This window comes from Aeromonas sp. QDB62, assembly GCF_027705695.1.
Taxonomy (GTDB): Bacteria; Pseudomonadota; Gammaproteobacteria; order Enterobacterales; family Aeromonadaceae; genus Aeromonas; species Aeromonas allosaccharophila.
On record NZ_JAPDCD010000038.1, the window covers coordinates 33,681 to 50,570 of the forward strand.

Sequence of the window (16,890 nt, forward strand, 5' to 3'; positions counted from 1 at the left end):
GTCTAGTCATGACGGGGCCCCTTGAGTTCGATCAGTTGGCCCCCTTCGAGGCGCAGCACCCTGTCGGCCAGCGCGGCGTAGGCCGGGTTGTGGCTCACCAGCAGCAAGCCTGCGCCGGTGCCCCGCACCGCCGCGATCATTAACGCCATCACCTGTTCGGCATTGTGCTCATCGAGGCTGCCGGTGGGTTCGTCGGCAAGCAGCCACTGGGGCTGATGGATGAGGGCGCGGGCCAGCGCCACCCGCTGTCGCTGACCGCCGGAGAGCTGCTCCGGCCAGGCATGGCGCTTGTGGCTCATATCGAGCCGTTGCAGCAACTGGTCAATCCTGGCCTCATCCGGTGGCAGGCCGTTGATGGCCAGCGGCAGGGCAAGATTCTCGGCCACATTCAGGGTCGGCAGCAGGTTGAAATCCTGATAGACGATACCGAAATGGCGGCCACGCAGGCGCGCCCGCTCGTCGGGTGAACGGGTGTCGATCCGGGTCTCCCCCAGCCAGATCTCCCCCTCGTCCGGGGCAATCAGCCCGGCGATCAGATTGAGCAGGGTGGACTTGCCGCAGCCGCTTTGGCCCAGCAGCAGGGTGATCTCGCCAGCGGGGAGGGCGAGATCGAGATGGTGGAACAGCGGCAGTCGTTCACTGCCGTTATCGAAGCTCTTGCAGAGGTTGCGCAGGGTCAGCATGGGGTAACCGTTTGATGGTCAATGGCTTTCATCATGCTTGGTACGCTAGCACGGCCGACAATGATCAACACCCCTTACGGTTGATCAGGAGTGCCAGTTAGTGATCAAGGCGGCAAAAGAGCAGTGGATCCTCGCTGGATCCCGCTTGCCCGAGGTGGTTAGAATAGGGGCTTCCATGGGTCACAGGATGAGCAAGGATGTTACACAAGCAAGTCAGTTTTATCATCGATAGCAAGGGCAACAAGCAGGCTGCCGTCGTCCCCATCGAGATCTACAACGAGCTGATGACCCTGCAAAAGGCGCTCTCTGACAACCGGCCGGGGGAGCGCGAGCTCTACCACTTCAACGGCAAAGGGGCCGAGGCCCACGGTTATCCGGTGGGCAAGCGGCAAAATCCGGGCTTTATGGTGCTGGCCGGTTCCACCGCCAATGGTGAGGATGCCGCCTCTTTGCGCGAAGCGGTGATCGAACTGCGGCTGGAGTTGCTGCAAAAGGGGATCATTGTGCCCCGCAGTCAGGGCGGCTTTGTCTTTACCGCCGATCAGCTGTTCAACAGCCCGAGCCTGGCCGCCAGTCTGGTAGCGGGCAATAACCGCAGCGGTCTGGATGCCTGGCAAAACAGCGCTGGCTATACCCTCAAGCAGTCGGGTTTCGGCAAGAAATAACCCGGCGTCTCGACAGTACACTAATTAATCGTTAATTGACCTGGATGAATTTTTCTTTTCATCCAGGTGCTAGCATCGTGGCCAGATGGTTCTAAAAGGAAGAGACCATGTCTGCGCTCACCCCTGTTATTTTGCTGCTTTCCCTGTTTATCCCTCCCGCCCATGCCAGTAGTGGCCCTGTTGTGTTGACATCCTCCGCCATCGGACTTTTTTGTGTCGGATTGTTTGTGTTGGCCTATGCCCTGGTGATGGCTGAAGAGTATCTGCAACTGCGCAAGTCCAAACCCGTGCTGGTGGCCGCCGGGGTGATCTGGATCCTGATCGGTATCGCCTATGCACAGCAGGGGATGAGCCCTGTCGCCGAGCAGGCATTTCGCCATACCCTGCTGGAATATGCCGAGCTGATGTTGTTCCTGCTGGTGGCGATGACCTACATCAATGCCATGGAGGATCGGCGGCTGTTTGATGCCCTGCGTGCCTGGCTGGTACGCTCGGGGTTTCACTTGCGCACCATGTTCTGGTTGACCGGGGGGCTTGCCTTCTGTATTTCGCCAGTGGCAGACAACCTGACCACTGCGCTGCTGATGTGTGCCGTGGTGTTGAAGGTAGCCAACGGTGATCGGCGTTTTGTCAATCTTGCCTGCATCAACATAGTGATCGCCGCCAACGCAGGCGGGGCCTTCAGTCCCTTTGGCGATATCACCACCCTGATGGTGTGGCAGGCGGGCAAGGTGCAATTTGGCCAGTTCTTCGCCCTGCTTATTCCCTCTCTGCTCAATTTTCTGGTGCCGGCCATCCTGATGAGCCTGATGGTGCCGCGCCATGTGCCGGATGCTGATAATGAGGTGGTCGATCTCAAGCGCGGTGCCCGCCGCATCGTCGTGCTGTTCTTGTTGACCATCACCACGGCGGTGCTGTGCCACAGTTTCCTCCATCTGCCGCCCGTACTGGGCATGATGCTGGGGCTCGGTTATCTGCAGTTTTTCGGCTTCTATTTGCGCAAGTCGCTGCCACGATCTCTTGCTCGCAAGCGGGCGCTCTATGAACGCAATGGCGATGATGTGCGGTTGCGCAGTCTGGGGGCTGTCGTGCCATTTGACGTGTTCAACAAGGTGGCCAAGGCGGAGTGGGATACCCTGCTCTTCTTCTACGGGGTGGTGATGTGTGTCGGTGGTCTGGGTTTTATGGGGTATCTGGAGCTGGTGTCACACTGGTTGTATGCCGGAGGGGATCCCACCATGGCCAACATCTTCATCGGGGTCTTGTCCTCCGTCATCGACAACATTCCCGTGATGTTTGCCGTGCTGTCGATGAACCCCGATATGGCGCTGGGGCAGTGGCTGCTGGTGACCCTGACCGCCGGGGTGGGGGGCAGCCTGCTCTCCATCGGCTCTGCGGCCGGGGTGGCCCTGATGGGGCAGGCCCACGGCATGTATACCTTTTTTGGCCACCTGAAGTGGCTGCCTGCCATCGTGCTCGGTTATCTGGTGAGCATAGGGGCGCATCTATTGCTCAATCGCGCCATGTTCTGAATCGGTATTACGCCATAACCAGCGAGGCCCCGTAGATGCGGGGCCTCGTTGATCCAGATGCAAGGATCGTGGTCGGTGCAGGAGAAGGGGGGCTACTCTCCTCGCTTGCCCGTCAGCAGCCAGTAACTCAGGGTGGAACCCACGCCGCAGCAGGCAATGGCGATGGCCATGGGCAGCGGCGATTGGGGCGGATTGAGGTTGACCAGAATCCCCACCACGGCGCCGATGCCAAAGCGCAGGGTGCCCGCCAGTGCCGAGGCGGTGCCCGCAGATTGCGGGAAGTGGCCCATCAGGCCGGTCATGGCGTTGGCGCCCACCAGACTGATATGGCCGACAAACAGTACCACCGGAATGACGATGCCCCACAGGCCGCCGGTCTGGCTCCAGGCGTTGTAGACCAGCAGGGCGCCCGCGCAGGGCAGCACCAGCAGACCGTATTGCAGCATCCGCTCGGCGCCTACCCCTTTCACCAGTCGGCTGTTGACGAAGGTGACCACCATCATCAGCAGGATATTGAGGCCAAACAGCCAGCCGTAGTGCTCGGTCGGCACCTTGAAGTACTCGATATAGACGTAAGGGGAGCCGCTTAAGAAAGCGAACATGCCGGAGCTGGAGAGGGAGCCGCACAGCACATAACCCATGGCGCCGCGATGGGAGAGCACCCCCCAGTAGTTCTTGAGGATCTGGCCCAGATTAAGGGGTTGGCGATGTTCCGGTTTCAGGGTCTCCTGAATTTTCCACTGCATCACCAGACAGATCAGCAGGCTGATCCCCACCAGCAGCCAGAAGATCACCCGCCAGTCGGCGTGGGCACTGATATAGCCACCCACCACTGGGGCCACCAGCGGTGCCAGGGTCATCACCAGAATGACGAACGACATGGCGCGGGAAAAGGCATCCTTCTCGAACAGATCGCGCAGCAGGGCATTGACCACTACCGACCCCGCGGCGCCGCCCGCCGCCTGCAACATCCGGTAGGCCAGCAATTCGGGCAGGGAGTCCGCCATGGCGCAGCCCACCGAGGCGATGGCAAACATGATGAGCCCCGCCAGGATCACCGGCTTGCGGCCATAGCTGTCGGCCAGCGGGCCGTAGAAGAGCTGACCGATGGCAAAGCCGCCCAAAAAGGCGCTGATGGTGAGCTGGGCGCCGTCGATGCTGGTGGCCAGATCCCGGGCAATGGCCGGAATAGCGGGCAGATACATATCCACCGCCAGCGGGGTCAGACCCGCCAGAGCGCCGAGCAGGATAAACAGGAAACGGGGGGAGAGGGCGGCAGCCTGAGCTGTTGGCGATTGGGGCATAGGGTGTCCAGTTGATGCGAAACGTCGGGTTGAAAAGCGCGAAAAAAGCAGTCTATCAGTTTTGTCGCGGCTATGGATCCGGTATGGCGAGCCAGAGGCCGGGCTCGGCGGCAAAGCGCGGGGCAAACCAGTGCTGGCGCACCGCAGTGGGCATTTCGTTCGCGGTGATGGGGCGGCGACTGAGGCGGCAGGCTCCCTGAGAGAGCGCCAGCGCCGCATCTCCCTTGTACCAGCCATCGGTCACCGGTAGGGCCATGGTCTCTCGCAGCAATCTTACGCCCCATTGGGTCACCAGCGCCGGGCAGCTTTTCTCTGCCAGCCTTGCTGCCTGCACCATGGCGGGCGGACGGGGCAGGGTGAAGGTCGCGCCGAGCAGCAGCAATCCGGCCACTGCAGCCAGCTTCTCGCCACGACGTGGCAGCCAGCCTGCCAGCAAAACTATGCCGAGCAAGGTGATGGGCGCCAGATGGCGGGGATTGTCGGGATTCTGGCCAAACAGGGTCCAGAGCAGCAGGGCGAGCCAGTAGATCGTCCAGAGCGGGGAGAGGGCGGTAGTGTGGCCTTTTGAGCGCTGCCAGAGTGGCAGCACCAGCAGCGCCACCATCAACAGGGGCCAGAGCAGGGTGAGCTGATCGTTGAAAGTGTTAGCCCAGCTCAGCAGCCGATCGCCGTGGGCCGCCGCCGTGTTGCCCCACAGGGTAAAGTGGCCGTCGGTAAAGCGTCGCCCCTCACTGAAATAGGCCCAGCCATCGGCCTGCCAGACAAAGAGCAGGCTGGTGAGCCCCACCAGCGCGATGGGGAGCACAAACCTGACGCGCGTTCCCTGTTGCGCCAGCCCGAGCCACAGGGGCAGCAGCGCCAGCACGAAGTAGGAGGGGCGCAGGGCCAGCAACAGACCCAGCAGCAGACCGGCCAGCGCTGGTTTGCGATGTCGCAAGGCCAAGAGCGCGCCCAGCCAGGCGGCCAGCGCGGGCCCATCCGAGAGGCCGGAGAGCGCCAGCGTCGGGGTGAGCGGCAGGGCCAGCACCAGCAACCAGACTGGTGCCAGCAGGCTGGGCCGTTGCCACAATCTCACCGCCAGCAAGGCGGCGAGCGGCGCCAGCAAACTGCTACCGAGCAGACTTACCCACTGCACCGCGCGGGCCGGATCGTCGACCACCAGATTGATCAGCCGCGCCAGCCAGATAAAGGCGGGATAGCCCGGAAAGTGGGGGGAGAACTCCAGCACGCTAAAGCGCGTCACCCCATGGGCGAAATTGAGGGCATCGTCGGAATCGAGCGCCACCGGAAAGGTCAGCAGCCAGCAAAGCCAGGTCAGTTGCAGCAGGATCAGTAACAGGAGCAGTAAGTAGGGTCGATTAGCGAAGCATAATCGGCCGTGGTGACGCCCCCCTTCTCCCCTTGCGGGGGAAGGGTTGGGGATGAGGGGGGCTGTCATCATCGATGAGAGGTCATCAAAGCGGCGCCAGCACGGCTATCAGCGCTTTTTCTGCATCGCTAAAGGCTGCGGAATCGGCGGGCTTGGCGCCCACCCCGAACACCCCAGGGTTACCGATGGCATCCAGCACCTTGGCCAGCGCCTGTTCGGCCGCCTTGCGATCCCCTTCACTGAGTGATGGGAGGATCAAGTCGAGGAAGCGCTTGCTCTTGACCACCAGCACCTTGGCGGTCTGGTAGTCGCCGAGGTTCTGGCTGGCCCCTTCGAGGCGGCGCTCGATCTCCGCCTTGTAGGCGCGGTTGAGCAGGGCGGCGGTGGCGGATGCATCTTGGGCCTTGATGGCGGCGGTCAGCGGCGCTTGCAGCTCCACCTTGTGGTGCTGTTCCAGATAGGTCAGCTCATCGGCAATCTCGCTCAAGGTGGCGCTGGCATCCTTGCCGTCAGTGGCGGCGGTCAGCAGTGCCTCGCGGGCGTCGATCAGTGGCTCCTTGCCGGCGGCGGCGTAGGAGTAAGCCTGCGCCTGACCGCTCAGGGTCAGCAGCAGGGTGAGGGCGAGTAAACCCGGGCGGATGGTCATCCTGTTCTCCTTTCTTAGCCAAGAGGCTATTCCAATGGCGCGGCCCTCAGGCCACGCTCTGGGTTTCGATCACGGTGTTTTCGTTGCGATGGTTAAAGATGGCGTGGCGTCTGTCCACCCCGTCGATCACCACATTCAGGGGCCATCAGGCCACACTCTGGGTTTCGATCACGGTGTTTTCGTTGCGATGATTGAAGATGGCGTGGCGTCTGTCTACCCCGTCGATCACCATGTCGGCGGCCATCATCCCCATCTCCATGGCGGTGTCGGTGAAGATGTAGCGGAATGTCCCCTGACGGCCGGTCATGATGAGGTTGGTGATCGGCATCAGCGCCTTGATCGCTTCGTTACGGCGCGCCTGATAGCCTAAATCCATCAGCGGATAGGCGTATTCGCTACGCGCTTCAAAAGTTTCATCGCCAAGCTTGGCGGTATCGACACCGAGGCTGGCGAGATCGGCGGTAACCCGACCGCGCAGATCAGAGAGCGGTGCTTGCCAGGTGGCATCCCCCGGATTGCAGGGGATCTCCAGCATCACCGAGGTCTGGCCCTGTGGCGCCATAAAGGGGCTGCGCCGGCGCGGCTCCTGCAAACGAGTGGCCAGGATATGGGGGTCGGAGAGGTACTGCCAGGTGTTGTCCGACAGGTTTTCCTGCTTGAGCGGCATATTGACGAAGCGAAGTGACCGGTAGTGCAGATCGCACGGCAAGTCCAGATGCTGGCAGGTGAGCGGCAGCGGCAGGGTGGAGATCACCAGATCAAAGTGCTCACTCTGCTCAACGTCATCTTGTTTCCAATACACCCGTTCGATGCGGCCATCAGCCTGCTCAAGGCGGGTGATGGTGGCGCCGGTCTTCAGCTCAACCCCTTCGGCCACCAGCCGCTCGCCCAAGGTGGTGAAGATCTGGCCAAAGCCATATTTGGGGTAGCGGTATTTGCGGGCATAGGTGCGCACCGAGAGGCTGCCGTTGCGCCTTGGCAGCAGGCGGCGCGCCACGTCTTTGAGATCGATCAGGCTGATGCGCTGACCGGCCCAGTCGGCGGAGAGCTTGTCCGGGTTGATGCCCCAGAGCTTGCCGGTGTAACCCTCGAAGAACTGGCGATAGAGGGTGCGGCCGAAGTGACTCTGGATCCACTCGGCAAAGCTCGCCTTGGCGAAGTCGGTGGGCTTCTTGCTAAAGGGCAACAGCAGTAAGTCCTTCACCGCACCGGCCATCAGGGTCAGCGGCGCTGTCTTGAGCAGGTTGGGCAGGTTCAAGGGGTAGTCATAGGTGCGCCCGCCAAAGCGGATGACGCTTTTGCGCTCGGCGTGGAGCAGATCGTCCCCCATCAGCTCGTCGATAAAGGCGAGCAGCTCGGGGTTTTTGGTGATAAAGCGGTGGCCGCCGTAGTCGAAGCGATACTCGCCATCGCGCCCCTTGAAGGTCTGGGTGGCGCACATGCCGCCGACCACCGGCTCCTGCTCGAACAGGGTGACCGTAAAACCGGCGCGGCGCAGGCGCCAGGCAGCCATCAAACCGGCGGGGCCTGCGCCCAGCACCGCAATGTGCTTCTTGTTGTTATCGCTCATGACCTATTCCGAAACTGCTTGATAGATAAGGGAAACGCGCCAAGGCGCGGCTCCCGAATAGTGTTGTTACCCCGTGGCCTTGTTGCCACAGGGCGTGCGTGCTCAGCCCTTGCCAGTTGCGGCGCTCACCTGCGGGCGATAGCTGCGCTGCCAGAGGGTAACGAAGATCGCCAGATAGAGGGCCCAGGTCAGCAACTGCAAGCCAGCGGGTGAGGCATTGTAGCCAAACAGGGCGCGCAGGAAGGTACCAAATACCCCCTGATCGTCGAGAATGTGGCTGATGTCGAACACCGGCGTGGTCCAGAAGGTGATGATATCTGCCGCCTGCAACATATTGACGGCAGATGACAACAAGCCTGCGGCGATGATGATGATCAGCAGCCCGGTCCAGCGGAAGAAGGGGGCCAGCGCCACCTTGCGGGTGGAGCGCAGCAGCCCCCACACCAGCGCGATGGAGACCAGCAGCCCCACCAGCGCGCCTATCAGGCCGGATTGCAGATCCACCCCTTGGCCCGAGTAGAGCAGAGCGGAGAAGAAGAGCACGGTTTCAAACCCTTCGCGCATCACCGCTAGGAAGGCGAGCAGCACCAGACCAAACAGGTTGCCGCCATCGATGGCTGCATCGATGCGCGCCGTCATGGCCCCCACCTGGGATTTGGCCTGTTTTTGCATCCAGATCGCCATATAGGTGAGCACCAACGTGGCGAAGATGAGGATCCCCGCCATCAAGAGGTGGTTGTAGCGCTCGCTCTCGAACTGGCTCACCACCACCTGGAACAGGAAGGCGACGACAAGGGAGGCGATAAGGCCGAGCCCCACCCCCAGATAGATGAACTTGTTGTAGCGGCTCGCCCCCAGCTTGGCGAGGTAGGAGAGGCAGATGCCGACCAGCAGGAAGGCTTCCAGCCCCTCGCGCAGGGTAATGAGAAAACTTGCAAACATCAGGATTGAGGCTCCGTTGCAGGCGTGACGGGGAGAGGCCGCAGGGTCAGTTGCAGCCGATTGAGTTGCACTATGGGTGGCTCCGGCAAGCTTGGCTCGGCGGCGCGCACCGCATCATTGACCCACTTGGGGTAGGTGCGGAAATTGAGTTTGATATCGGCCTTGAAGGGCCCTTGGGCATCTGCGGGCAGCGACCAGACTTCATCGCGCCAGCCATCGGCCGGAATGCGGGTATCTTCCAGCAGTTTGGCGTAGCGCCAGAACTTGAGCCCCACCGGCTTGCCCTCGGCATCGCCGAACACTTTTCTGAACAGTCGCGCATCTTCTGGGACGGCGCCATCCACCGGCTGGCCGCTGGCAAGCACCACCTTGCCACTGGCGTCAGTGATGGTCAGCTCCAGCCAGAGTTCACGAAAATCGGCCACCCCGGTGGGCAGGGCATGGCCCGCGCCGGTATTGGCGACCCGCACCACCAACCGCTGACTATCGGCAGCCTGTTCGATACGGGCCGAAAGGGTAGCGCTGGAGCGCAAGAGCGCCAGACTCTCTTGTTCAAGGTCGGGATTGCGCAGCCCCACCAGCTGGTGCTGGGCGCCGGTAAAGTTGTGGCGATAGAGCCGCGCCTTCATGGTGCCATTTTCGGTGGACTGGCCCGCCACCGGCGCGCCGCCATTGCCCGGCTCGGGGTTCATATGGCAGTCGATGCAGGTGCGCCGCTTGGCGGGATCCTTCGCATTCGCGAAGCTGGAGTTTTCCCACTCGTCCCAGGTGTTGACGATATTGGCGCCGGTGCCTGGGGCAAACTCGTTGTGGCACGATTTGCACAGGGCTGCGTCGCGGTAGAAATCCTTCTGGTAGGAGGCTTTATGGGCCGCCGGGCGGGCGTTGATCTGCCGCTCGGCCAGCCAGTGCTTGAGGCTGCCGCCCGCGGCATCCTCGAACACATAGCTCTCGCGGTCTTTCAAATTCACGGTAAAGGCACTGTTGCCGCCCGCATCTTCCACCTTGGTGATGCGATGGCAGAGCACACAGCCGGTCCCTTCCTCCACCACAGGTTCGCCCGCTTTGTGAGCGGCAATCAACGAGGCACCGCCCTGCTCGAACATGTGGGAGCCCTTGGGCAGATCCAGCTGGCCGGTCATCACCTGCTGGGGCATGTGGCAGCCCTGACACCACTGACCGAAGGCTTCGCCCTCAGTTTCGCGGGCCAGCGCCTGTACCACCTTGTAGTAGGGGTGGGAGTTGCCCATCAGCCGGTGGTTGCTCTCGCTCCAATCCTTGAACGCCTGTTGGTGGCAGTTCTGGCAGGAGGCGGAGTTGAGCCACGCCTTCGGGTGAGTGGTCGGCGCCTTGGCGGGATCCGTGCGCGGGGCATCGAGTCGCAGCCAGTTGGCGAGATAGGGGAGGTTGCCATCGGCGGTGACGAAGGCGTGCAGATCTTCCATCATTACCTTCACCTCGGGCTGAGGCTGGGCGGGGTCAACCACCTCGGCCCCATCGCGGGTGTCATGGCCCATGCCGCCCTGGGTTTGCTGGGTCATGCGCAGGTATTCGCCGACAAAATCCCCCGCCACCATGTTGGTGAGGTTGGCGTGGCCGTTGATGGCGTTGTCGCCGCTCTGCTGGCGATGGGCCGCCATCAGATAGCGGTTGGTGAAGTTGAACCCATCCAGATGGCAGGAGTTGCAGCTCATCCAGTTGTCCCCCGCCATAGGGAAGCGTGAGTTGGCCGCTGTGTTACCAAGGTTGAACAGCCGCTCGCCGCGCTGAAGCGGCTCGGGGCGGGGATCTGTCTCGACCAGCTTGGCGAAGTGGGGTACATCGACGGTGACGCGGGCAAACGGGCCGCTGCCGCCGCTATTGAGGCGGGTGAGATCCTGCCCCATGGCGTTGTGCACCAGAATGTGATCGCCGTCGATCAGCAGATCCCGCGGATTCTGGCCCGGCAGGTGGCGCAAGAGCTGGGTCGCTTTGGCGCCCCCCTGAAACTTCTTGCGGCGGTGGCGGTTGTTGTTGGACTTGCCGCTGCGCGACAGGTCAAACACCAGCATATCTTCCGAGCCCGCCAGGGTCAGATAGACCCGCTTGCCGTCGGCGGCGAAGCGGGCGGCAAACGGGTTGGAGACGATCTGGCTGCGGTTGCCGACGCTTGGCAGGTTGATCTGCAAAAAGAGCTGTTTTCTTTCATCGACCCGCTCTTTCTCCTCATCGAGATCGATGATGGAGACGGCCGGAAAGACGGTGCTTTGAAACTGGAAGGGGTGGCTGAAGCTCCACAGCACATGAGGCAGCCAGGCCTCGCTGCCATCGGGAGAGAGGGCGATGCCGTCCAGCAGGCGCGGCAAGCCCTGCGAGTCGCTCGGCGTGTCGCTATGGGTCTCGGCCAGGGTAATGAGCTTGGGTTTGGGAAGCGAAGATCCCTTGGCGCCGTGGCCAAGCTTGGCGAGATCATAGATGGCGAGCTGGCCGGTCATGGAGTGGGTGAGCAGCAGGCGATCGTTGTCGGTCAGGGCCAGCCCGCGGGGAGTCTCGGCGGTTTCTGCATCCAGCTGGAGGTTGCCCGCGGTGTCGTAGGCCTGCAGGCGAGCGGATTCGAACAGCGTGACCCAGAACCACTGCCGTTTGGCATCGAAGATGACCCCATAGGGTCTATGGCCGGTGGGGATCGCCTTTTCCAGATCGAGGTCATCATCCAGCAGCAACAGGCGATCACCGCTGTAGTCGGTGACCAGCAGGGTACCGTCATCGGCGCGGGCCAGCTGGCGCAGATCGCCTCCCAGCTGCACCTCTTTGAGCCGCTTGCCGCTATCGCGCTCAAGCAGGGTGACTGAACCTGCGCTCAGGTTGGCGGTGACGAAGCGCGGGCTTTGCCCCTCCTCATAGGCAAGCATCCCTGCGCCCATCTGTTGGGCCAACGCAAAGGGGCTGGCCAGCAGCAGGACGAGGGCCAGCAGGGGTGACAAATATGCAGAAAACGATGACTTCAACATGGGATCAGGTGCGCCATTTCAAGATGGTCCAGCGCCAGGCGTGGTGCAGCACCAGAGGAGTTAACGCCAACGCGCTCAACCAGTGGGCCCAGCTGGCGAGGTTGCCCATGGCATCGCCCGGAGTGCCGTGCAGCACCAGCAGCAGGCCGCTGGCCAGACAGACCAACAGCAGGGCTTCGATAATCCGTCCCGTGGTGCGCAAAAAAGGTTTGTTGCTGCGGTGCAACAAGCTGCGATGGGAGAGCCAGAAGGCGCCAAACAGCAGGGGAAACAGGGTGAGCGAGAGCATCACATGCAAGAACAGATTCCAGCGTGCCAGCGACCAGAGCGGGGTCAGCGGTTCCCACAGCAGCAAGCCGGAGAAGAACATCAGATAGAGGGTGCCCTCGGCGGCCTGATGGTGGTAGGCCAGCCACTGCCAGAATTGTCGGGGTGAGAGAGAAAGGCTTGTCATAAAGGCTCCAGCACCCGGGCGGGGCAGCCCGGGGGGAGCAAGTTTATAACGCAGTAAGAGTAATGAAAAGTGTTATCAATTGTATTGCTGGTGAATCAAGGCTGAACAAGCACAGTGATCAAGCTCGACTATTTATGCTCCGCCATCCGCTCGGTCACCGCATAGATGAGCGCGGCCAGCGAGAAGGCGAGAAACACCACCACGGACCACTTCATATCTACTTCGTTAATGATGCCATCTTCGAGAAATGCCTTGAGCACTTCCACCCCGGCGATGGTGACCAGCGAGTTGATGACGATGAGCTTGAGGGAGGCAAAGTTGATCTTGCTGAGCCAGTTGTCGCCGATGGCCTCGCGCTGCTCCTGGGTCTGGATAAATTGCACATAGCCGCAGACTGCCACCAGGATCAGCATCTGGGCCACCAGCACGAAGTCCACCAGGGTCAGCACGCCGGTGATGAGGTCCATGTAGGGGATCTCGATGATGTTGATGCAGAGCAGATAGAGCTGCATGGCAAACTTCACCATCAACAGGGCCACGCACACCAGAATGCAGACGTAGAAGGGGAACATCATCAATCGGCTGCCATTGAGCATGAAATTGAATCGACGCATGAGAACTCCGATGTTGGGAACAGGGGTAAATAGAGTGAGTATGACGCGAGCAGCCCGCAGAGTTGCATGCCTGTCGGGACTCATTATGCCGGGTCGCCCCCTGCTTGCACCTATAAAAAATAAAAAGCCATCATAAAAAATAAAACCGCATCCCGCTGTCTTATTTGTGATTTTTCCCTGTCGTAACATGCCGCTTCTCGATACAGGGGGGCGACTGCCTCCCTCCTATTTATCAGGCTCGGCCCACTCTTGTGGCCGCTTGCCAGGAGTGTTGCGATGCGTATTGGTCTGCTATTGGGTATGGGTGTACTGGTTGCAAGCGGGGTTCAGGCGCAAGATCTGGGAGCCATTCCCGGGGAATCTGGCTTTTCCGGCAGTGTGCTGGCGGGGGCCAGCGTTGGCGAGACCAGGTCCAATTTTGCCACGGGGAGTGCAGGTCGCGAGCGGATAGACGCGCAGGGGGCGGCGGTAAAGCAGCACAATGTTGCACCGGCGATCAACGGGGATCTGCGCTACACCTTTGCCTCCACCGGCAGCCAGCTGTTTCTTGGCAACCTCATTCAGGATGCCATTCGCGGCGACGGCACCCAGCAGTTCGGGCTGCGCCAGCAGCTGGGCAACAAGGGGATCGTGGCCGGTTCGCTGGTGTTCAATGCCACGCCGGTCAAGGTGTGGCGCGATCCCTTTGCGGTGGGGGTGGCTCGTCAGGAGAGCGAGGTGCGCTCCCACGGTGCCCGTCTGGCGTGGGACAACATCTGGGGCAGCGCGCTCAGTGGCAGCGTCACCAGCCGCGACGTCAGGGTGGATGAGGAGTCCAGTGGCGAGCAATATGGCCGTGCGGTGATGGGGATGCTGGATCGCAATGGCCGGGTCAACACCGCCGAACTCTCCTACCAGTTCCGGCTGGCGGACGATCAGTTCCTCGAGCCAGCATTGCGCTACCAGAAGGCGGATCTGGCGGGCAGTGCCGAGTCTTATGTGAGCAAGGGGTTGCAGCTCACTTACGCCAAAACCTCGCCCCGCTGGTCATTTGTCAGCAACCTCTATCTGGGCAAGCGCGACTATGACGAAGCCAACCCGCTGTTTGGCCAGCGTGCCGACAGCCGCGACATGGCCATCGATGCCACCCTCTTCTGGCACCAGCTGTTTGGCATCGCGCCGCTCTCTGCACTCCTGAGCGCCAGCTACGCCAATGCAGACTCCGGGATCGACTTTTACGACATTCGCTCCACCAGCATGACCACGGGTCTGCTCTACCGCTTCTGATCCCGGCATCCGGCAGCGAGCTGAGGTGCACACACAGGGGCTGGTCAATCCAGCCCCTTGTTGATGGGATGGCGCGCAATTGGCATGTCAAACAGTGTGCTGGTTGGTCATCACATGCCGACAAGAGACGTTATGACAAAGGGCGTTTGAGAGCAGAGCGAGGCAGGGACGTAAGCGAACAGCAGATACGAAAAAGCCCAGCCAAAAGGCTGGGCTTTAGAATGTGGCTCCCTCGACAGGACTTGAACCTGTGACATACGGATTAACAGTCCGCCGTTCTACCGACTGAACTACGAGGGAATTGGCTCCTCCTACTGGACTTGAACCAGTGACATACGGATTAACAGTCCGCCGTTCTACCGACTGAACTAAGGAGGAATTGCCTGTCTCGTTAAGACGGGGCGAATATTAATGACCAGGGAGACGGGTGTCAACCCGCGAACTCCCCGAAAACTGGATTTTCGGACTGTTTGCCCAAAAGTTGCGCTTTGCAGTTTATTTTCAGCACAATCAGTCCCTTGCCATTACCTTTGGCAACCGGTGCAGGGTGGATTTATTCGGTTCGCATCAACCTGATGATGCCAGCATGATGTCGCGAACGTGCTGGCAATCCGGTGAGGCTCAAATGGTAATCTTTGCGGCTAAAAGAGGGAGAGCAGGAGTCAAGATCGGCGATTTGGCGGCAAATAGGCCAAATAATGGGTCAGAGTGCTTTTCATTGATCCTGCCCATCGAAAAAATGGCCAGTCTGGAGTAAGGTTGCGCAGGATACCATCGCCGCGTCGACAGCCCTGCCGGCCCTTGATGATGATCGGGCGCCGGATCTCTCCGGCCTTTATCTCCCTCTTCTGGTATTACGATATACATGCACAAGCAAGCCTCTTTAAATAGCGTGAAGCTCGCCATCGCCTTACGCCAGTCCTGTATTGATGAACCCTACAGCATGGCCCGCTTCGGCCGTGATCTTATCGCCGGGGTGACGGTGGGCATCATCGCCATCCCGCTCGCCATGGCGCTGGCCATCGCCAGCGGTGTGCCGCCGCAACACGGTCTCTATACCGCCATCATCGCCGGTATTGTGATCGCCGTGACCGGTGGCTCCCGTTACTCCATCTCCGGCCCGACCGCTGCCTTTGTGGTGATCCTCTATCCGGTCGCCCAGCAGTTCGGGGTCGGTGGCCTGTTGATGGCGACCCTTATCTCCGGCCTCTTTCTGGTGGCGATGGGGATGGCCCGTCTTGGCCGCCTCATCGAGTACATTCCGCCGTCAGTGACGCTGGGCTTTACCGGTGGTATCGCCATCGTGATCGCCACCTTGCAGATCAAGGACTTCTTTGGTCTGAGCGTGCCCGAGATGCCGGAAACCTATCTGGGCAAGGTCGAGGCCCTGGCCGCCGCCCTGCCAAGCTGGCAGTGGGGCGATACCCTGGTGGGGGTCGCAACGCTGGCCGTGCTGCTGCTCTGGCCGCGCCTGCGTCTGCCAGTGCCTGGCCACCTGCCCGCCGTGCTGGTCGGGGTGGGCCTGGGTTTTGGCCTCCATTACTTCGGGGTCGATGTGGCCACCATCGGCAGCAAGTTCAGCTATACCCTGGCCGATGGCAGCCAGGGGATGGGGATCCCGCCCATCGCTCCGACCCTGGTGATGCCATGGGCCTTGCCAGGACCGGATGGCGCCCCTGTGGCGTGGGATCTGGCCGCCCTTGAGCGGCTGCTGCCTGCCGCCTTCTCCATGGCGATGCTGGGGGCGATCGAGTCGCTGCTCTGCGCCGTGGTGCTTGATGGCATGACCGGTCGCAAACACAGCTCCAACGCCGAGCTGGTGGGGCAGGGGCTTGGCAACATCTTCGCCCCCTTCTTTGGCGGCATTACCGCCACCGCCGCCATCGCTCGCTCTGCCGCCAACGTCCGCGCCGGGGCGACGTCCCCCATCTCGGGGGTCGTCCATGCGCTGGTGGTGCTGGCCGCCATTCTGGTGCTGGCCCCCTGGCTCTCCTGGTTGCCGCTTTCGGCCATGGCTGCCTTGTTGCTCATCGTGGCCTGGAACATGAGTGAAGCGCACAAGGTGGTGGAGCTGATCCGTCGCGCCCCCAAATCCGATGTGCTGGTGCTGCTGGTCTGCCTGTCGCTCACCGTCATTTTCGACATGGTCATCGCTATCACCTTCGGGGTAATCCTGGCGTCCCTGCTCTTTATGCGCGAAATCGCCAAGATGACCAAACTGCACGATTTGGCCGAGCATAAGCGCTATGCCCATGAGGTGCCGGACAACGGTCTGCTTTACAAGATCAACGGCCCGCTCTTCTTTGCAGCGGCCGAACGGGTCTTTGCCGAGCTGGAAGCGCAAGTCAAAGGGCACAAGGTGCTGGTGTTGCAGATGGAGGCGGTCTCCATCCTCGATGCGGGCGGCCTGTCTGCCTTCCTCCACTTTGGCAAGCAGATGGCCAAAGCCGGTGTCGAGTTGCGGGTGGCCGAATTGCAGTTCCAGCCGCTCAAGACCCTGGCCCGCGCCAAGGTGCGGCCGCAGCCCGGCAAGCTGGAGTTTTACGGCTCGCTGGAAGAAGCGCTCAAAGGTGAACATTTGCACGAAGTGGCGGTAAATTGATTGAAAGGGATACGAAACGGCATATTTTTGGTCACTTGGCTCGGTTATTGAGCAAACGAACGCAAAAAGTAAAAAATTGCATTGACCAAAAGCCATCGTATCCCTTACATTACGCCCCGTCGCCGCGGCATGGCCCGCCAGCGAATGTGCAGCTCAAGTACATAAAGCAGTGAGCAAAAATTTGGTGAGGTGTCCGAGTGGCTGAAGGAGCACGCCTGGAAAGTGTGTATACGGCAACGTATCGAGGGTTCGA

General features: G+C 61.1%; 14 protein-coding genes and 2 tRNA genes. 5 read left to right on the forward strand and 11 right to left on the reverse strand.

Annotated elements, in window-relative coordinates; all coding sequences use genetic code 11:
- Nucleotides 1–2 precede the first annotated feature (2 nt).
- Nucleotides 3–683 (reverse strand): ABC transporter ATP-binding protein, encoded by a 681-nt coding sequence (locus OKC27_RS17380; protein ID WP_139406025.1) that lies wholly within the window; start codon nt 681–683, stop codon nt 3–5.
- A 197-nt stretch (nt 684–880) separates the two neighbouring features.
- On the opposite strand from OKC27_RS17380, the gene OKC27_RS17385 reads away from it, so the two are divergent.
- Nucleotides 881–1,348: a DUF4357 domain-containing protein gene (locus OKC27_RS17385; RefSeq protein ID WP_042059795.1), complete on the forward strand. Its 468-nt coding sequence runs from the start codon at nt 881–883 to the stop codon at nt 1,346–1,348.
- A gap of 107 nt (nt 1,349–1,455) precedes the next feature.
- Entirely contained in the window at nt 1,456–2,880 is a 1,425-nt protein-coding gene (gene nhaD, locus OKC27_RS17390; protein WP_139709265.1) for a sodium:proton antiporter NhaD, read from the forward strand.
- Nucleotides 2,881–2,972: 92 nt separating this feature from the next.
- Here nhaD and OKC27_RS17395 read toward each other — a convergent pair whose 3' ends face one another.
- The 8 genes from OKC27_RS17395 to OKC27_RS17430 all read right to left on the reverse strand — a co-directional run bounded on the left by OKC27_RS17395 (nt 2,973) and on the right by OKC27_RS17430 (nt 12,769).
- On the reverse strand, nt 2,973–4,184 hold the full coding sequence (locus OKC27_RS17395) for a Bcr/CflA family multidrug efflux MFS transporter (RefSeq protein ID WP_139709266.1): 1,212 nt from the start codon (nt 4,182–4,184) through the stop codon (nt 2,973–2,975).
- Between the two features lie 70 nt (nt 4,185–4,254).
- A complete protein-coding gene (locus OKC27_RS17400; protein WP_257496283.1) occupies nt 4,255–5,625 on the reverse strand; it encodes a hypothetical protein in 1,371 nt (456 codons plus the stop codon).
- Nucleotides 5,626–5,638: 13 nt separating this feature from the next.
- On the reverse strand, nt 5,639–6,199 hold the full coding sequence (locus tag OKC27_RS17405) for a hypothetical protein (protein ID WP_139709267.1): 561 nt from the start codon (nt 6,197–6,199) through the stop codon (nt 5,639–5,641).
- Nucleotides 6,200–6,344: 145 nt separating this feature from the next.
- Nucleotides 6,345–7,769 carry an NAD(P)/FAD-dependent oxidoreductase gene (locus OKC27_RS17410; RefSeq protein ID WP_270693596.1) on the reverse strand — a complete coding sequence of 475 codons (1,425 nt, stop codon included), beginning with the start codon at nt 7,767–7,769 and terminating at the stop codon, nt 6,345–6,347.
- Between the two features lie 102 nt (nt 7,770–7,871).
- Nucleotides 7,872–8,711 carry an FTR1 family iron permease gene (locus OKC27_RS17415; RefSeq protein ID WP_270693594.1) on the reverse strand — a complete coding sequence of 280 codons (840 nt, stop codon included), beginning with the start codon at nt 8,709–8,711 and terminating at the stop codon, nt 7,872–7,874.
- A complete protein-coding gene (locus tag OKC27_RS17420) occupies nt 8,711–11,701 on the reverse strand; it encodes a YncE family protein (RefSeq protein WP_270693593.1) in 2,991 nt (996 codons plus the stop codon). The genes OKC27_RS17415 and OKC27_RS17420 overlap by 1 nt, the downstream gene beginning before the upstream one ends.
- Before the next feature lie 4 nt (nt 11,702–11,705).
- Nucleotides 11,706–12,155, reverse strand: coding sequence for a hypothetical protein (locus OKC27_RS17425; RefSeq protein ID WP_270693592.1), 450 nt, complete (start codon nt 12,153–12,155; stop codon nt 11,706–11,708).
- A gap of 128 nt (nt 12,156–12,283) precedes the next feature.
- Nucleotides 12,284–12,769: a YqhA family protein gene (locus tag OKC27_RS17430; protein ID WP_270693590.1), complete on the reverse strand. Its 486-nt coding sequence runs from the start codon at nt 12,767–12,769 to the stop codon at nt 12,284–12,286.
- 276 nt (nt 12,770–13,045) lie between these two features.
- Here OKC27_RS17430 and OKC27_RS17435 point away from each other — a divergent pair, with 276 nt between their 5' ends.
- Nucleotides 13,046–14,035: a DUF2860 family protein gene (locus OKC27_RS17435; protein ID WP_270693589.1), complete on the forward strand. Its 990-nt coding sequence runs from the start codon at nt 13,046–13,048 to the stop codon at nt 14,033–14,035.
- Nucleotides 14,036–14,259: 224 nt separating this feature from the next.
- On the opposite strand, the gene OKC27_RS17440 is transcribed toward OKC27_RS17435, so the two are convergent.
- Nucleotides 14,260–14,335, reverse strand: a tRNA-Asn gene (locus OKC27_RS17440).
- Nucleotides 14,336–14,337: 2 nt separating this feature from the next.
- Nucleotides 14,338–14,413 (reverse strand) — tRNA-Asn (locus tag OKC27_RS17445).
- Between the two features lie 49 nt (nt 14,414–14,462).
- Here OKC27_RS17445 and OKC27_RS17450 point away from each other — a divergent pair.
- Both OKC27_RS17450 and dauA read left to right on the forward strand, forming a co-directional pair.
- The gene (locus tag OKC27_RS17450; protein ID WP_182937651.1) at nt 14,463–14,792 is read left to right on the forward strand and encodes a hypothetical protein; all 330 of its coding nucleotides are present in this window, start codon (nt 14,463–14,465) and stop codon (nt 14,790–14,792) included.
- Nucleotides 14,793–14,900: 108 nt separating this feature from the next.
- Nucleotides 14,901–16,637 (forward strand): C4-dicarboxylic acid transporter DauA, encoded by a 1,737-nt coding sequence (dauA, locus tag OKC27_RS17455; RefSeq protein ID WP_270806523.1) that lies wholly within the window; start codon nt 14,901–14,903, stop codon nt 16,635–16,637.
- Nucleotides 16,638–16,890: the final 253 nt, after the last annotated feature.

Bases quoted from the DNA above. Each gene is read 5' to 3' on its own strand.
- OKC27_RS17380 (WP_139406025.1), bottom strand. From the start codon at position 683: ATGCTGACCCTGCGCAACCTCTGCAAGAGCTTCGATAACGGCAGTGAA.
- OKC27_RS17385 (WP_042059795.1), top strand. From the start codon at position 881: ATGTTACACAAGCAAGTCAGTTTTATCATCGATAGCAAGGGCAACAAG.
- nhaD (WP_139709265.1), top strand. From the start codon at position 1,456: ATGTCTGCGCTCACCCCTGTTATTTTGCTGCTTTCCCTGTTTATCCCT.
- OKC27_RS17395 (WP_139709266.1), bottom strand. From the start codon at position 4,184: ATGCCCCAATCGCCAACAGCTCAGGCTGCCGCCCTCTCCCCCCGTTTC.
- OKC27_RS17400 (WP_257496283.1), bottom strand. From the start codon at position 5,625: ATGATGACAGCCCCCCTCATCCCCAACCCTTCCCCCGCAAGGGGAGAA.
- OKC27_RS17405 (WP_139709267.1), bottom strand. From the start codon at position 6,199: ATGACCATCCGCCCGGGTTTACTCGCCCTCACCCTGCTGCTGACCCTG.
- OKC27_RS17410 (WP_270693596.1), bottom strand. From the start codon at position 7,769: ATGAGCGATAACAACAAGAAGCACATTGCGGTGCTGGGCGCAGGCCCC.
- OKC27_RS17415 (WP_270693594.1), bottom strand. From the start codon at position 8,711: ATGTTTGCAAGTTTTCTCATTACCCTGCGCGAGGGGCTGGAAGCCTTC.
- OKC27_RS17420 (WP_270693593.1), bottom strand. From the start codon at position 11,701: ATGTTGAAGTCATCGTTTTCTGCATATTTGTCACCCCTGCTGGCCCTC.
- OKC27_RS17425 (WP_270693592.1), bottom strand. From the start codon at position 12,155: ATGACAAGCCTTTCTCTCTCACCCCGACAATTCTGGCAGTGGCTGGCC.
- OKC27_RS17430 (WP_270693590.1), bottom strand. From the start codon at position 12,769: ATGCGTCGATTCAATTTCATGCTCAATGGCAGCCGATTGATGATGTTC.
- OKC27_RS17435 (WP_270693589.1), top strand. From the start codon at position 13,046: ATGCGTATTGGTCTGCTATTGGGTATGGGTGTACTGGTTGCAAGCGGG.
- dauA (WP_270806523.1), top strand. From the start codon at position 14,901: ATGCACAAGCAAGCCTCTTTAAATAGCGTGAAGCTCGCCATCGCCTTA.